The 15,016-nt window shown below is 59.9% G+C and carries 12 protein-coding genes; 4 read left to right on the top strand and 8 right to left on the bottom strand.

All coding sequences use genetic code 11. The features are described 5' to 3' along the window. Positions 1-21: 21 nt before the first annotated feature. Genes AAHM38_RS14505 through AAHM38_RS14490 form a run of 4 tightly spaced genes read right to left on the bottom strand, consistent with a single transcriptional unit; the run spans position 22 to position 4,137 of the window. Entirely contained in the window at positions 22-2,421 is a 2,400-nt protein-coding gene (locus AAHM38_RS14505) for a restriction endonuclease (RefSeq protein WP_004635269.1), read from the bottom strand. A gap of 16 nt (positions 2,422-2,437) precedes the next feature. Continuing rightward, positions 2,438-3,292: a DUF5677 domain-containing protein gene (locus tag AAHM38_RS14500; RefSeq protein WP_004635267.1), complete on the bottom strand. Its 855-nt coding sequence runs from the start codon at positions 3,290-3,292 to the stop codon at positions 2,438-2,440. Positions 3,293-3,346: 54 nt separating this feature from the next. Further along, positions 3,347-3,532, bottom strand: coding sequence for a hypothetical protein (locus AAHM38_RS14495; protein ID WP_004635264.1), 186 nt, complete (start codon positions 3,530-3,532; stop codon positions 3,347-3,349). Continuing rightward, positions 3,529-4,137, bottom strand: a complete 609-nt coding sequence (locus AAHM38_RS14490; RefSeq protein ID WP_225694715.1) for a hypothetical protein — start codon at positions 4,135-4,137, stop codon at positions 3,529-3,531. The genes AAHM38_RS14495 and AAHM38_RS14490 overlap by 4 nt, the downstream gene beginning before the upstream one ends. Before the next feature lie 196 nt (positions 4,138-4,333). On the opposite strand from AAHM38_RS14490, the gene AAHM38_RS14485 reads away from it, so the two are divergent. The 4 genes from AAHM38_RS14485 (at position 4,334) to AAHM38_RS14470 (ending at position 11,211) form a co-directional block, all read left to right on the top strand. After that, on the top strand, positions 4,334-6,448 hold the full coding sequence (locus tag AAHM38_RS14485) for a phage integrase family protein (protein WP_012435607.1): 2,115 nt from the start codon (positions 4,334-4,336) through the stop codon (positions 6,446-6,448). Between the two features lie 718 nt (positions 6,449-7,166). After that, complete coding sequence (locus AAHM38_RS14480) at positions 7,167-7,865, top strand: ParA family protein (protein ID WP_012435608.1); 699 nt, start codon at positions 7,167-7,169, stop codon at positions 7,863-7,865. Beyond that, positions 7,858-8,934 (top strand): ParB/RepB/Spo0J family partition protein, encoded by a 1,077-nt coding sequence (locus AAHM38_RS14475; protein ID WP_012435609.1) that lies wholly within the window; start codon positions 7,858-7,860, stop codon positions 8,932-8,934. The genes AAHM38_RS14480 and AAHM38_RS14475 overlap by 8 nt, the downstream gene beginning before the upstream one ends. Positions 8,935-9,903: 969 nt before the next feature. Continuing rightward, positions 9,904-11,211 (top strand): replication initiation protein, encoded by a 1,308-nt coding sequence (locus tag AAHM38_RS14470; protein WP_012435610.1) that lies wholly within the window; start codon positions 9,904-9,906, stop codon positions 11,209-11,211. Positions 11,212-11,215: 4 nt separating this feature from the next. On the opposite strand, the gene AAHM38_RS14465 is transcribed toward AAHM38_RS14470, so the two are convergent. The 4 genes from AAHM38_RS14465 to AAHM38_RS14450 all read right to left on the bottom strand — a co-directional run bounded on the left by AAHM38_RS14465 (position 11,216) and on the right by AAHM38_RS14450 (position 14,972). After that, entirely contained in the window at positions 11,216-12,937 is a 1,722-nt protein-coding gene (locus AAHM38_RS14465; protein WP_012435611.1) for an ATP-dependent helicase, read from the bottom strand. A 107-nt stretch (positions 12,938-13,044) separates the two neighbouring features. Further along, on the bottom strand, positions 13,045-13,518 hold the full coding sequence (locus tag AAHM38_RS14460) for a hypothetical protein (protein ID WP_012435612.1): 474 nt from the start codon (positions 13,516-13,518) through the stop codon (positions 13,045-13,047). Positions 13,519-13,654: 136 nt separating this feature from the next. Next, positions 13,655-13,957, bottom strand: coding sequence for a flagellar transcriptional regulator FlhD (locus tag AAHM38_RS14455; RefSeq protein WP_012755739.1), 303 nt, complete (start codon positions 13,955-13,957; stop codon positions 13,655-13,657). 148 nt (positions 13,958-14,105) lie between these two features. Further along, positions 14,106-14,972: a hypothetical protein gene (locus tag AAHM38_RS14450; protein WP_012435614.1), complete on the bottom strand. Its 867-nt coding sequence runs from the start codon at positions 14,970-14,972 to the stop codon at positions 14,106-14,108. Positions 14,973-15,016 lie beyond the last annotated feature (44 nt).

The following is a 15,016-nucleotide window of genomic DNA, read 5'->3' as shown; positions in this document are numbered from 1 at the left end:
CGCTCATACAGTGAACCAACTTCAATGCCGATTTTGGCGCCACTGAGCAAATTGCTGGCCGTCGATTAGTTCGAAGCCAAACTCGCGCCCGACCTCGGCGGCCCCCGAAGTAAAGCGGCTTGTGGTAATGACGATCCCTTTGCTGGTGCCGCTGCTGCCGCGATCAGCAAAGGCAATGGCCCCATGCAGTTCACGCACGATTTCCGGGCCGACACTGCGATGCGCCGCCCAGCATTTGCATTGTACGATCCAAGATTGGCCGCTCTCGTCAACCGCGTATAGATCGACGCCACCATCGCCATCCCGACTGGCGGCCTGGTGAATCACGCGCAGCCCTCGTTCCCTGAGCAGTTGCATACAATCCCGCTCGAACTCAAACCATGCCGGCCGCGCACCTTCTGGCGCGGTTGATACCTCTTCGTAGATCATGCGCGATGCCGAGCGGCTGCGGTAGACACGCACCCGCTCAGCCTCCGCCATTGCCCCGCGAGTGTGTGGGCGCACGAATGTGAACCCTTCTGGAAGGTGCATTCCATACCGCTGTGCGAGAAAACGCTGAGTCGCCGATGTTGTTGCCGCCCGGCGCAGGTGTTGAGTGACAGCGTGTGGGGCACGACCAGATTCGTGCGCGTGTTGTGTCGCCTGCCGTAGATTGGGCCGGCTATAGCGTACGCGCGGCAGGTACACCACCGTCGTCAAGTCACGGCCACGGCTGCGGCGCGTTGTCGTTCGCGTACCAAACAGCGACTCTCGCTCCTCCACCACAAGAAAGTCCCGGATGATCGCAGCTGCGATCAACTGCAAGCTCAACTCGGCGTCCGTGTTCCACGTCACTTCGCCATCATCATCGCGCGGGCGGATCAAGCGGCCACCTGTTGCGCGCGGCGGATCGCTGGCAATGCCAATCGCGACATGGTGGTAGCGCTGCGCTGCGTCGAGAAATTGGCACGCGAACTCGCCTTGGTTCTCAAAGATCCGCACCGCCACGAATGGGCCGAACGCCACTTCTACTCGTGCGCCCCACGGGATAGTCCATTGCCGAGCTTCCTGTGCTTCGCGCAGCATCGCCTGAATCGTCGCTTCAGCTTCGTCTTCGGTGCCATCGAGCGCGACGCCGCGCATGGCTTCACAGACATCCGACAACGGGACCGGAAAATCGTTTGGCCCGAGGCGCTGGCCCGCGTCAATGAGGTCCAGCATGTCCAGACCGCTGCGCCACATCTCCTCGATGTCGGACAGCGACGCTTCGAGGTTGAACGGCGCACTACGCAATTCCAAACCGTGTTGCCCAGTGTTGGCGAACCAGGGCCGGTGGGTGCCGCCCTGCGTGATCTTGTCATCCAACAGAGCAGCCTCGAACGTCCAACGTGCGGCTTCGGACAACATTTGGTCGCCCGCATCGTTGAGCAGCGGAATCAGCTTGTCGAGCAAACAGAACAGCGCGTACGTGTCATGCAGCACCTCAACACACGCCCGATACGCAGCTTCCGCATCGGGGGCTGGACCCGCCAATGCTGCCAGCCAACGTCCGATCAATGGCGCACGCGCCACTAGCACCCTGCCCTGCTCGGCAATAATGCCCTCACCGAGCCAGTTGCCCTCTTCCGTGACGACCGGTGGTACGCGGTCATATGCCTGTCGCTCTGCAATTCCGCGCACGAAGCCAGCGGCGAGGCGGCGATTCCGATACACCTGCCTGCCCCATGCGACGCGAGCCTTGTCTGTTGCATTTAGGTCGCCTGCCCAGGGCCCGTCATAGTTCAGCTCCGACCAGACGTCTGACGCGGGTTCCGCCCAAAGCGGGATCGCAGGAGCGGCATCGGTTGTGTCAGCCTTTCGTTCGCGCTCGAATGGATCGAATCGCTGACCCTCGCGTGACCCCTGCAGTCCAGGCACCGGATGTTGCCATTGCTGCTCCATGCCTTGGAGTGAGGGAGCGGTTTCCCCAAAACCCGAATGCAACTGCGCCTCAAACCAAACAGTTTGGTACCCCTCCGGCGAAACGGCGATCATGCGAAAGCGACCGCGCTGGCGAATCGCCGCAACCACTGGATCAGCGCTCGGCCGCATCCACCGTGTGTGGGGATGGGGATTCTTTCCCTCTGTCATCAACGTAAAGGAAAACACCATGGAGGGGGTGTTGTTCCAACGCCAACCAATTGCGACGCACGTCCGCTGTCGACGTAGCCGTTGGATGGTGTCACGGTCCTGGGCGATGAACACTATGCAAGCAACGCCATCTTCACCGATCCAGCCAGGTCCGAAGAACCGTTGACCCACCGAGGTTCCCTTGAACGGCTCCGCCAGCGCTTTGACTTGGGCGGCCGTGGCATGTTCTATCGTCGTGGCAACCGCGCGCGCCACCGGCACTCGTTCGTTCCGGGGGAATTGCTTAGCAGGTGGGTTTTGGTCGGCGGGCATAGGCGAATCGGCAAGCTCAGTTCGTTGTGCCATACAGGGCAGACTGGCGATCAGCGGTCAGATGCCACCGCTGGGCAAGGTTGGCCGCTTCGGTGTTGCTGGCCAGGACCGCCTCAGCCTGCGGAAACAAGGCAACGTAGCTCGTTGCAAAGAAGCTCATGAAAACGAGGGCCACGCTTACGAACCTAGCGGCCATCGCCTCCTGGTCGCAAAGCGCTTGTGCATCGCGAATCTGCAGAATGCTGAGCCAGCTCGAGTGCGCGTAGCCGCAGAGGAAGCTGTAGATTTGGCGGATATAGACGGGGTGGAAACCGGCGGCGATGCCAGTGTCGATCCAAGACTGGCCGGCGCGCCATTCGCCCTTCAGAACCTTTTTACGCATCGGTTCGGAATACTGCTGCCAGACGCCGTGGGCTTCGATCTCGATCTGGAGTTGATCGATCCTTGTCTTCTCGTCGGCCAACTTCTGTTGGTGCTCTGGCGCACGTGCCGGATACGCCTGTCGGTCCAGTAGGCCGGCACGACGCCAGATCATATGGCGGAATTGTCGGACCTCCACATCTTTGCTGCCGTAGATGTAGGCGAACGTGAGGTAGGTCTCCAGAGCCGCGCGCGCAAGAATCATCACGGAACTGTGGTCGATGTGAAGATCTGCGCCATACCCGGCAATATCGATTTGGACCGGTTGGGCTATCAGGCGCAGCGAGGCTACGTGGTAACAGAATTTTTTGCCCAGCACTTGCGCATCGTTCATCCAAAGCTGGTCCACCGGGATCTGCTGCCCGGCCTGGGACTCAACGAGCTGCATCACCAACGTGAGCAGGCGCTCAAAGTCCCCCGAAAGATCATGGTTCAGCACTGATGCAGTCATTGCAGATATGAAAAAGCCGCCCGAAGGCGGCTCCTGTAACGTGCGAGTGTGGCCTCAGCCTGCAACCCTTACGCGCCGGCCTGCCAACACCGATCCTGCTACTTTGGGCTCCACTACCGACCGGCGCGCGACCGCCTGTTCGCGCGTCAATTTGGCGAACACGGCGAGGCGCGCGGCGACCTGTTCCGGCTTTTCGGCCAGGAGCGCTTGGCGTCGAATTTTGCGTGCTGTCGGCTTCATGGTTGATCTCCCTTGCGCATTGCGGACAGGACTGCCCCCAGATCGCGCTCAAGTCTCTCAATCTTACCCTTTTTCTCCACGACCCGTGAGTAGCCCAGGCTTTTGTAGAAATCTACCAACTCGGGAATGGGCCGCTGCAATGAGGCCGTCGTGCAGTCAAACGCCGCCGCACAGAATTCCAGGTAGCGCACTGCGATCTTGGCAAAGCGGCCCTGCAGCGGGTTAGGTGCCGGCGCACGGCTGAGCAGGTGGATCGACGCGACCACGTGTCGATTACTGATCCGCCCCAGGATCAAGCCACACAAGACATGCGTGTGATCCGGCAACTCCGCATAAACGGCGGCCTCCACGCGGCGCGGCCGACGGCGAGCCCGTGTCAACTCGCGGGACCATAGCCAGCCTGGGGCATAGCCTCCGAAGGTCCAGCGATCTGCAGCATCGACGTCCGTCCGTCCGATCGGCCGGAAGCGCACCGTTACCCCCTCTTCTACCGCGACGGCCGCGCTGGCCGCCGCGCCTGCCAGCTCGCGACGCTCAGCGCAGCGGCTTTCGGCAGTGTCCCAGTCTTGGCGCTGGGCCGCCATTTTTGAGGTCGGCGACGACATTTCGGTCTGGATGGAGGCTATTGGGCTGATTCTAACATGCCTAAAAGCGCACTCCATCGAGTGAAGTGCGCTTTTTACTGTGGTTGATAAGTATTCTTATCATGTACTGTGAAATTAATGTACGCTTTCGAGAACGTCACTTTTTCGCGTTTTCCAACAGGCCCGGAAACCCAAGCCCGACAACGCTTCGCCGCCCATGGACCCGCTCGACCCCGACCACAACCCTGAACCACCCCCCAGCCTCGAGACGCTGCAAAGTGAAATAAAGCGCACTCGACCCACCCGCCGCCGCGTTGTCGTTCGACGCCACCTCCACCGTGGCCATTTCGCGTTCCTGCGCGCGGTCGTCCAGGGGCTGGATGCCCGGCCGATGTGGGCGCGCTACCTGGCCATCGATGGCGAACTGGAGGCGCAGGCCGAGCTGACGCAGGAGACCTTCGTCGCGCACCCGAAGGTACGGCGCATGACCGCCTGGCTGCGCGCTGAACTGGCGGCGGCCGTGCGCCGCGCCGGCCACTACGGCAAGGTGCGCCTGATCCGCATCGACCTCTCCGGCCTTGCGCAGCGCGGACCCGCGTTGCCAGCGCTGGAGGAGTTCGCGCTGGAGAACGGGCTGGATGACTTCAGCATCGAGGAGCAGCTCGAAGCCTATCGGGAGCGCTTCGGAGACGCGGTGCAGCGGGCCGAGCGCCGGACCAAGCTGATGGAGCGGCAGCTGCGCCTGCTGGCCGACCTGGAACAGGTGCTGGCGGAGCCGGTGCGGGTCGACGACCACTGCCACGCGTGGCTGGCCGCGGGCGTCGCGGATCGGCTGGAGGCCGCCGGCGTAGCCACCATCGGCACCCTGATCGACCGTATCAACAGCCTGGGCGGCGGCTGGTTCCGCGCGCTGCGCGGGGTCGGCGAGAAGAAAGCCCACGCCATCGAGCGCTTCCTGCGCGCGAACGCCGACACGCTGGCGCGCAAACTGGGCGAACACGCCCGGATCCCGCGCCGGCAACTCACCGCGCACGAGCGTGACCGCGTGGTGGCATCCGGCACTGGCCTCCTGCCCCTGGAAAAGATCGTTGTGCCGGCCGCGCTCGACGGCAGTAACGGCCGTTTCCGGCGGCCCCCGGTCGAGTGCCTGCTGGACGCCCAGAACGACTACGAGGCGGTACTCACCTGGCTGCGCTCGAAACCGGGGCTGCCGCCTGCCGAGATCGCCCGGCGGCGCACCGGCCGGCGCGATGTCATCACCGAGCCCGGCCCGCTGGATTGGCTGCACTACCTGTCCAACACCCAGCGCAGTTATCGCAAGGAGGCAGAACGCTTTCTGCTGTGGGCCATCTGGATTCGGCGCAAGCCGCTCTCGTCGATGACGACTGAGGACTGCGTCGCCTACCGCGATTTCCTGGCCGACGTGCCCGACGACTGGTGTGCGCCACGCTCTCGGGAACGGTGGACGCCGAGCTGGAAACCGTTCGAGGGCAAGCTGTCGCCCGAGTCGCAGGCCTATGCCCTGACCGTGCTGCAGAACCTGTACCGGTACCTCAACGACAAGAACTATCTGAGCGGCAATCCGTGGGGCGGCGTGCGGGCGACGAATGGTGGCAAACCACAGCTGGACGTTGGGCGCAGTCTGACCGAGGACCAATGGGCGTTTGTGGTGGAGCGCCTGTTCCTGCTGGAGCGCACGTCATCGAACCTGCGGCTGCAGGTCGCCTTGCCCTTGCTCTACGCCACGGGCTTGCGTCTCGCGGAGATCGTGGGAGCGACAACGGCCGACCTGGCATGGCGCAGTCTCGCCCTCCCCCGCTCCGGCGAACGCATGGACGGCTGGTGGCTGACCGTGGTCGGCAAGGGGTCGCGTGTACGTGAGGTGCCAGTGCCCGATGAGGTCGTGCACGCGCTGGGCGCGTACCTGGACTCCCGCGGCTTCCCCAGCGACCCCGCCCAGATTCGTGAGCCGGTGGCCCTGCTCGGCCACGCGACCGATCAGGCTGAGCGTGCGCCGTGGGCAAAGCGGGACACGGCGAGCCCTGCCGCTCCGCTGACGCCGGGTGTGCTCTACCGGCAGATCAAGCGCTTCTTCCAGGCCTGCGCAACCGAGTTGGAGGCAACCGATCCGCAGGGAGCAGCACGGCTGAACGAAGCCAGCACGCACTGGCTGCGACACTCACACGCATCACATGCCATTGCCGCCGGCACGCCGGTCGAGATCATGCAGCAGAACCTGGGGCACAAGTCGCTCGACACCACGACGGTCTACGTGACGTCGGAAGAGGCCATTCGGATGAAGGAGCTGCGGGGGTTTTGGAAGCGTTCGTGATTTTCGAATGCGGGGGCCGCAACTTCCCCGTCTTTGCAGGCTTAGCCGGCACTGTCCTTAAGCTGGCGCCAAGATCAAACGAAGCCCGTCCTTCATTGGGCTAACTTTCAGTATATAGCGAGCCCCCGTGAACCCCTCAATGAGTTGTCACGTGGAAACTCGCCCCGCAAGCATCCCCAGCTGCATTGCTGCAGTTTCCACGTGACAACTTATCAGACGAGTGTCATGCGCACGCAGAATCATGCGACATGTTGTCGCCGACTGCCGCCAGAGACCGTACTTCTGAACCTTCTATTGCATCACATAGATGCTGGATAGTGACGCCAGCAAAGGGGCCCATCGCGTTTCCAGGTGGCAGCTACCAATGGGGTTCGGTAGATCCGTAAAAGTTTCGCCCAGACTTCGCGTCATTGCGATCGCCGATTCGGCTAATAGCTCCAAGTGTTCCCGTCAGCCACGAAGCCCGTTCGCCCGAACCGCACATGCAACGTATGCTTGGCACGAGTTTCCACGTGACAACTGCACTCCAGCGTCAGGAAAGATGTGACGGGTTGTCACGTGGAAACTGGTCGCAAAGTTCAGTCCACAGTGCATGACGAGGATAGTTTCCACGTGGCAACTCATTTACAACGGCTGATGAGAAAAACACTAAGAGAGATAAGAAATTCCTTGAGTTCACAGCAAGTCTCGCTAAAATCACAAAAACCTTGGAGAACCTATGAGCGCATTTACGATTGCAATCGCAAACCAAAAAGGTGGCGTAGGTAAGACAACGCTGAGTCTCAATCTCGCATCTGCCTTCCAATCTGGAGGCACGGACGTCGCTCTAGTCGACGCAGATCCTCAGAACACCTCATTGCGATGGGCAACAAGCGGTGAGGAGCCTCTCAAGATTTCGGTGGCGAGTCTCGCTCCCGCAGGTTCTAAGATCGGAAACGAAATCCAAAAATTGCAAGGCAAATACGATCTTGTCGTTGTGGACTGCCCTGGTAACCTTGAGGACCCGCGAACGCCCGAGGTGCTCGGCATCGCAGATTTCTGCCTGATCCCAATGGGGCCATCGCCGGCTGACTTGTTCAGCACTCTGGCAATGATTAACGAAATCAAGAACATCAAACGGCGCATCAATCCGGAATTAGCTTCCGCACTGATGCTGAACAACATCAATGGCCGTACACGCATGCGAGAAGAAATCCTTTCGCTGCTGAACCAGCAAGACGTTGGTACGCATCTGCTCCAGAGTCAAATTGCCCAACGTGAAATCTATCGGCAGCTGTTTGCTCTTGGGACTACCGCACATGAGTGCGGGCGATACATGAAGGGGTTGAAGGAAGCACGCGCTGAAATCGAGTCGCTGGTCCTTGAGTTGACGCAGCACATCACTCAATCGCGTTCGCAAAAGGTGGAAAATGTCTAAGAATACTAAGGACACTAAAGTGCAAGGCGCCTCGACAACAAAGGGGCAGCCCATCCCAAAGCTCACCCTCGCGAGCGGGCTGATTAAGGGGTTCAAGAACGAGCAGCAGGCCATTCAGACTCGCGAGCGAGAGCAGGAACCGCCTCCGGCTTCCCCTCAGGAGCAAGAATCTCAACCCGTTACCGAGACAACCGCCAACACGGTGGAACCTGCTGCCGGCCCAACTGCGTCCGCAGTTGGTGGGCGCAAGAGCATCGCAATTGCCGATTGCGTCTCGAACCCGTACAACCCTCGCGTCTTCTATCCAGAGGCGAAAATCCAAGAGTTGGCCCTAACCCTTCAAAGGGAAGGCCAAATTGAGGCCATCAAGTTCACGCGCCTACCTCAGTTCCCTGGCAAGTATGTGATCATCGACGGCGAGCGTCGGCTGCGTGCGAAGAGATCGCTGGGCGAGACGCACATCGATGCCGAAGAACGTCATGACGTACTGCCCATCGACCTCTACACCACGGCTTACCGAGCGAACAACGACCACGAGCGGCAGTCAATCTTCGATGACGCGATTGCGTGGCAGCAATTGATCGAGCAACAGGTGGTCGCGGATCAAAATTCGCTGGCTGAGAAGGTCACCAAAGACAAGGCATACGTCAGCAAGGTTCTTTCGCTGAACGCACTGCCGAGAGCCATTCTAGAGCGCATGGCAGAAAGTGCTGATCGTGTGGGGTTGCAGGCGGCCTACTGCCTCAAGTTGATCTTCGACCGTGTCGGGGAGGAAGGCGCTGATCGTCATCTGACGGCAGTTATCGAAGGCAAGAGAACGGTGCGCGAATTGGAGCTCATCTTGCGCAACCTGCAAGGCCCGGGCGCTACCGCGAAGCGAAGTCGCACTCGCTACCACCAGCTTTTCGATTTCAAAGCTGATGGTGTGCAGCGCGGCCAACTTAAGACATTTCCTGACGGCCGAATTAGCTTGGAGCTGAAGGAAATTCCGGCTGATAAACAAGAGGCGCTGGCTGAGAAGCTGAAGGCACTGGTTGACCAAGAGTTGGTAGAGCCATCAGCGGGCTAGCAACAGCACGCTGTATGCAGGTTTTTCAACGACGAGGCCCAGGTGTACCTGGGTCTTTGTCTTTTTTTGACGCTCTCTGAAAGAGACGCAGCGTTTACTTTGTTTACGTAAACACTTTAAACCTTTAAACAACATTTAGGCTCCGGAAACCCAAGCCCAGTAAGGCTTTGCCGGTCATATGGTGCATAGATTTGTGGATTGGGTGAACACCATTGGGGAACGCCGGTTGTGGATTTGGGGCTACGGTGAAAGCCATTGGGGCCAAGGGGTTGTGGATTTGGGGCTTTGGTGAACGGATTTGGGGCGCCGCCAGCGAACCCTAAAGGTGAAAGGATTTGGGGATGGCGAGGGTGAACAGATTTGGGGAGAGCCACCCTAGAGTACAGCCCAGGTGCGACACACGAGACCGTAGGTTGGACCCGCTTGGTGAACGGATTTGGGGAGATGAAAGGTGAAAGGATTTGGGGCGCATGCGAGCAGGCACTCCCGCACAAATCCATGCCTGCAAACATAGGTGAAAGGATTTGGGGATTCCATAGGTGAACGAATTTGGGGTAACCCCGTGAGTACCCACTTCCATCCAGCCCCAGGCTCCCGGGCATAGGTGAAAGGATTTGGGGAGGGGAAGGGTGAAAGGATTTGGGGCAATTGGCTCCGAAAGCGCACCCGAGACGACTTCAAGAGTCTGTCGCCCCTTCCAATGCTTACGAAATGGGCAAATGAGCGCTATGGAGCACAATAGATGGACGGGCAACTGCGGAAAGCCCCCCAAATCCGTTCACCTTTCGAGGAATGCGGGGCCGAAAGCCCGCGTAAAAGGTGAACGTTTTTGGGGAGAGCGAGATCAAGAGTCGAACACTCAGGCAGCGAGCGCTGTCCCTTCCTGGCAACGTAAGATTGCCAAACGAGCGCTATAGGTGAAAAATCTACCCCTAGTTTTTCACCTATAGCGAACCCACCCACTAGGTCATGGCACGCGTACCCGAAGCAAAGAAGGGTTCCCAGATCGCCCTGTTTCAACAACAGGAGGCTCCTGAGCCGTTCAAGAAGGCGGTTCAAGCGATCCACGTTTCACCGGTAGGTAGTGCGCTGTCGCTCCAGCAGCGCCGCATCTTCAATGCACTGATCAAGAACGCCATCGAGCAACGCCTGGCAGGCCGAGAAACAAACAACACGTTTCAGGTCTCTATCCCTCAGATGATGGCAGCGCTCGACCTCACCACGAAGGACAACGCATACATCAAAGAGACCGCAAAATCGTTGATGCGCACTGTCGTGGATTGGGATCAGCTCAATAGCGACGGCACGTCGACATGGACGGGTTCAACACTCATTGCCGGCGCCAAGATTGTGGGCTCCGTCTTGTCGTATTCGTTCGCTCCGCAGATCAGTGAGGAGCTACTGGATCCCCAACGGTACGCAATGATCGACATGCGGATCGCCAAGCTGTTCCGGCGGTCCTATTCGCTTGCGTTGTGGGAGAACACTGTACGGTTCGAACGGATAGGCCTGACCGCACGTATCCCACTGGCCACCTTTCGCAATCTCATACTCGGACGCGAAGAGAGCGAGACCAAATACAAGGAATACAAGATCTTCAAGCGAGCGGTGTTGACGCCGAGTATTGCCGAAATCAATGATGTATCAGACCATGAGATCGAGTTGATCGAGCACAAGGTCGGCCGAACCGTCGGTGAGATTCAATTCAAGATCAGTCGCAAAGTGAGCGCACTGGAGGAGGAGCCTCACCAAGACCTAGTCAACACAGTGGTCAAGTTCGGTGTCCCGCATTCCGAGGCCAAGCGCCTCGTTCGCACGTTCGGAGCCGAACGCATCCTGGAGGCAATCAGCTACACGCGCGCTCGACAAGCGAAGAAGGGTGTTCCGCCGTTGGATAACATCCCGGCGTACTTTCGCAAGTCGCTTACGGAGGATTGGGGCAAGGGCGCGGGCAAGGCTGAGTCTGCCGGAGCTGGTCAACAGCAGCAGAAGCCGTTGGCACGAAGCCCAAAGAATGAAGAGGATGCGCGGGCGCAATACCTCGCAGCTCGCATTCCGCATGCGCAGGGCTACTTTGGGGAACTATCCGCTGACGATCAGTCGGCGATGCTCTCGCGTTACAACGATCAGTGTTCTGTGAAGGAGTTGAAGGTCGTCGCAGGCAAGAAGCCCTCCAAGGCAGCGGAATCGAATTTTTTCGAATGGGTGGCACACGAAACTTGGGGCGAACCCAATGCCGGCGAAATTCTGAACTTCGTGCTGTCGGGAAAAGTCTAGCTGATTATTTCGACACACCGGCTTCAAGAACGAATCGAGAGGTTGGATTCTTCTTCGCCGTGCTCATCTCAAGACGGTCGCGCGCACGGGTCATGGCCACGTAGAACAAGCGACGCTCCTCGGACTCTGTGCTCTTCTCGTTCGGCACCACGGTTTCTTCAGCCCTGATGATGCATACGTGATCCCACTCCAAGCCCTTTGAGTTGTGCATGGTCGTGAGAATCAGCGCGTCGGCCGCCGGTACGTTGTTCTCGCGCCGCAGGAAGGCGATACGATCCGAGAATGGACCGTTGAGGCGGCTCAGCACGTCGTAGGTCGTGGTGACCGCACGCTTGGCGGTGTCTGCTTTGGCACGTTGAGCCATCCACTCGTAGACACCTTCCAGCACGAGCGGATAGAACTTCCGATCGCAGAGACCGCGCCATTCGGCAAGCCGCTTCATCAGCTCCCGGTACGTGTCCGCGGTGCTCTCGGCCAGGCCCATCTCGACCAGCTCCTTGCGCGGCCGCTGCTCAAGACTGGGACCGATCCGGCTGTGCAACGTCTTGAGGTCTTGCGCTCCGACGCCAGCGAACGCCAGCACGGCATCGAGGCCGTTGGTCTTCGTTTTCTGGATGAGTTCGAGCAGGTTGCACATTAGCGCGGCCTCGGCCCGGCTCAGGATTGATTTGCCGGACGCTCGGAAATACTTCACGCCATGGGAGCGGCAGACGGCCTCAACTGGGTCGAGGATACGGTTCGTTCTTGCCAGGATCGCTGCCGATTTGCTGGCGCGCATCGACGCTGCGAGGGCCTCCACTGCGTTCACGGCCTCGGCATATTCGTCATCGAAGCGCCGAAACGAGATGTGGCCGCCGGGGCCACGCGCGGCGACCAGATCTTTGCGGATGCGCTCCTTGTTGTTCCGAATGACGTTGTCGGCAGCGGCGAGGATTTCTGACTTGCAGCGATAGTTCTCCCCCAGAATCACGGGACGCGCGTCGAACTCCTTGATGAACGACTCCATGCCTCGGAATCCGAGCGCGGCCCTGAAGCCGTAGATGCTTTGGTCATCGTCACCGACTACGGTCACGATCGAGCCACTGCGCGCGTGCTGCGCGACCCACTGGTATTGCAGCGGATCGGTGTCCTGGAACTCATCGACCAGCAGGTGCGTGAAAGGGTAGGGCGAGATGGTTCCGCGCTCCATGCCCTCGATGGCCATACAGAGCATGTCCTGGAAGTCGAGCTTCCCGTTCCGCGCCAGCGCTTGTTGGTATGCCGAATACAGGCGCTCCTCAACGCTGCCAGGCGGAACCCTGCCGAAGTCCATTTTGATTGCCTCGATGGCGGCCAAAGCGGCTTCTTCCTTCCAATCAAGGTCGGCTTCCTTCAGGGCTTGTGCAACCAGCGCCAACTGGTCCCCCTCGTTGGCGATGTCCTGCTGCTTGCATCCCTTTGGTGTGAGCTGCTTGAACGCCAGCCCGTGAAAGGTCCCTGCCAACAGGCGAGCCTTCGATGCCGGCCCGGCCAGCGCGCGAATGCGCTCCTGCAGTTCCGTGGCCGCCTCCTTGTTGAAGGTCACAGCACCGACCCTGCATGCGGGATCGGCGAGAAGAATGGCTGCCTTGGTCGCAATTGTCTTTGTCTTTCCGGCGCCCGGGCAGGCAACGGCGACACAGTGCAGGCGTAGGTCTGCCACTTCGCGCTGTGACGGGTTCAGTTCGTCTAGGATTGACGTGGGCATCTGAGAAACCAATACGGTGGCCAACCCCGAGCCTGCGATGGCCGATGGGGTCGGCAAGTGGCCTGCGAGCCGGGTGAAGCTTCTGGAAACTCGCAGGCACCCGGGACTTAGGCTCGACGGACCTTCTGAAGCGACGAGCGGAATGCGCGCAGGCTGTCGTTGAAGGACCCAGAGAACAAGTACCAACCCCAGCCCAGAAGCGCGAAGATGCTGTACATCAGCGCCAGATTCATCCCCGCTTCGCGCGCCGAAGCGTCGATCGACTGCTGTTCGAAGCCAAACGTCTTGCACAGGGCCTGCGGCGGGGGCAAGCCTTTGACGGCAGACGTGGTGTCCTTGCATGTCTGCATCGTGATATAGCCAGCCGGAGCCGCCGGATACTTGGCTCTATCAGCGACGGACTGGAGCAGCTCGCGCGGGATCGCGGAGAATGAGAAGTCACTATGGATCGCAAGCAGTAGGCAGAACGCGACGCTCGGCACGACAACCAGCAAGCGGAAAGCCCAACCACCCCAGAATGCGATGTGGCGGACCAGCGTCCATGCGACGGACAGCTTTGTCAGTGTGGCCTGTGAGTTCATGGTGTTCCCAATGGATGTGTAAGCGGTTAGCGATCGAGTGCGTCGCCACTCCATAAATGGCAGTGACTCGCAAAAACCGGCAATCGGCTTCAAAAAATGTCGGTGGAGTAGACCGCTGCGCGCCGAACCCGGGGCGTCACGCAATCGCGGGGGCCGCCTTGCCCGCCGAGGCAGGGCTTTCCAACAGCTCCAGGCGAGGTCCAGCCAACAGCGCAGCGAGCACCCGATCATCAAAGTGGATGCGGCACAAAAACAGATTGGTCTGTGCCATGCGCACGCATGCCTCTTCGTCGAGGGTCAGCAATGCCTCGCCCATCGATTGAGAGATACCCAGCGCAGTTGTCGCCAGGGCTTGATCGGTGGCTAGCAGCCTGCGAGCAAGGCGCAGATACGCGATATTGAGAGATCGAATCTCGCTCAGCAGCGATGTCGCTTCCATGGTGATGTCGTTTGCAGGCGATTCAGGAAATGCCGAGCGCATGTGGCCCGCCGCCGGCGGAACCCTCTGTGCCGATGCGTACGCCGTACCGCCACCAACAGGTGAAGATACGGCGGAGGTCGTCCGGCAGGGCACGAGCGCGCTCAGATCAGATGTTGCGCACGGTGGTCATCAGACGCAGGTGCGTCGTGTAGCAACGAATGGCCAGCGGTTGGAACTTGCGCAGGAAGCGATTCACTTCCTCGTTCACGTCCGACTGATCGCGGATGGCGTTCCACACCATGAAGTCGAAGTGATCCATGGCCCGGTCGAACTTGTTCAGCACGCCCAGAGCCCGCATCGAGAAGGGCGAGTATGCTTCGACCACCATCTCCATCGACGGCTTTGTGACCGACGGCTTCCAGATCATTGCGCCGCTGGATTCCATGTCCTTCTCGCGTGCTGCGCGATAGCCCTCGGCGACGCGCAGCTGCTCATCGACGTAGGCTTCCAGATTGGCCATTTGTGTCTCGAAGTGCTTTGTGATGGTCGACAGCTCCGACGCGGTGAACGTGCTGTGTCCGAAGCGGGTCAGGTTGATGGTCATCCGGTTCATGAACGGCCACCACTGCTCGAACAGGGGCTTGAGGCGCGTGTGGTTGAGTTTGACCATAGTCTCGACAACAGACGCACCCGCGAGCTGACGGGTCAGGATCTGGCGCCCCAGTTCGCGCCGGCGGGACACGATCTTGGCGCGATCATCCGGCGACATTTCGCGGAACATTTTGCGGGTGCGCGCAACCTCGCCCTTCTGGCTGTCCGCGTCGGCCGCCGAGATCAGACTGTCGCGCTGCAGCGCATCGACCGCGCTCTCCATCTCGTTGAGTTCTTGTTCAACGTCGGACGGTGTTGTTGCGCCTGCCGTATTCGCTGCGGCGCTGGATTCAACTTCATCGTTGGGAAGGGTATCCCCGTTCGTCGTCACGGCAACGTCGGAGTTGTCGGCGCCTGCAACCTTATCGATCGTGTTCTGCATGGTGTGCTCCTTAAAATTTGCTCCCAAAATGGGCGCCAGTGGGA

This window comes from Ralstonia sp. OTU4908 (genome assembly GCF_038440115.1).
Lineage (GTDB): Bacteria > Pseudomonadota > Gammaproteobacteria > Burkholderiales > Burkholderiaceae > Ralstonia > Ralstonia pickettii.
Note: the sequence above shows the minus strand (reverse complement) of the source record. Positions and strands in the feature narration are given on the sequence as shown.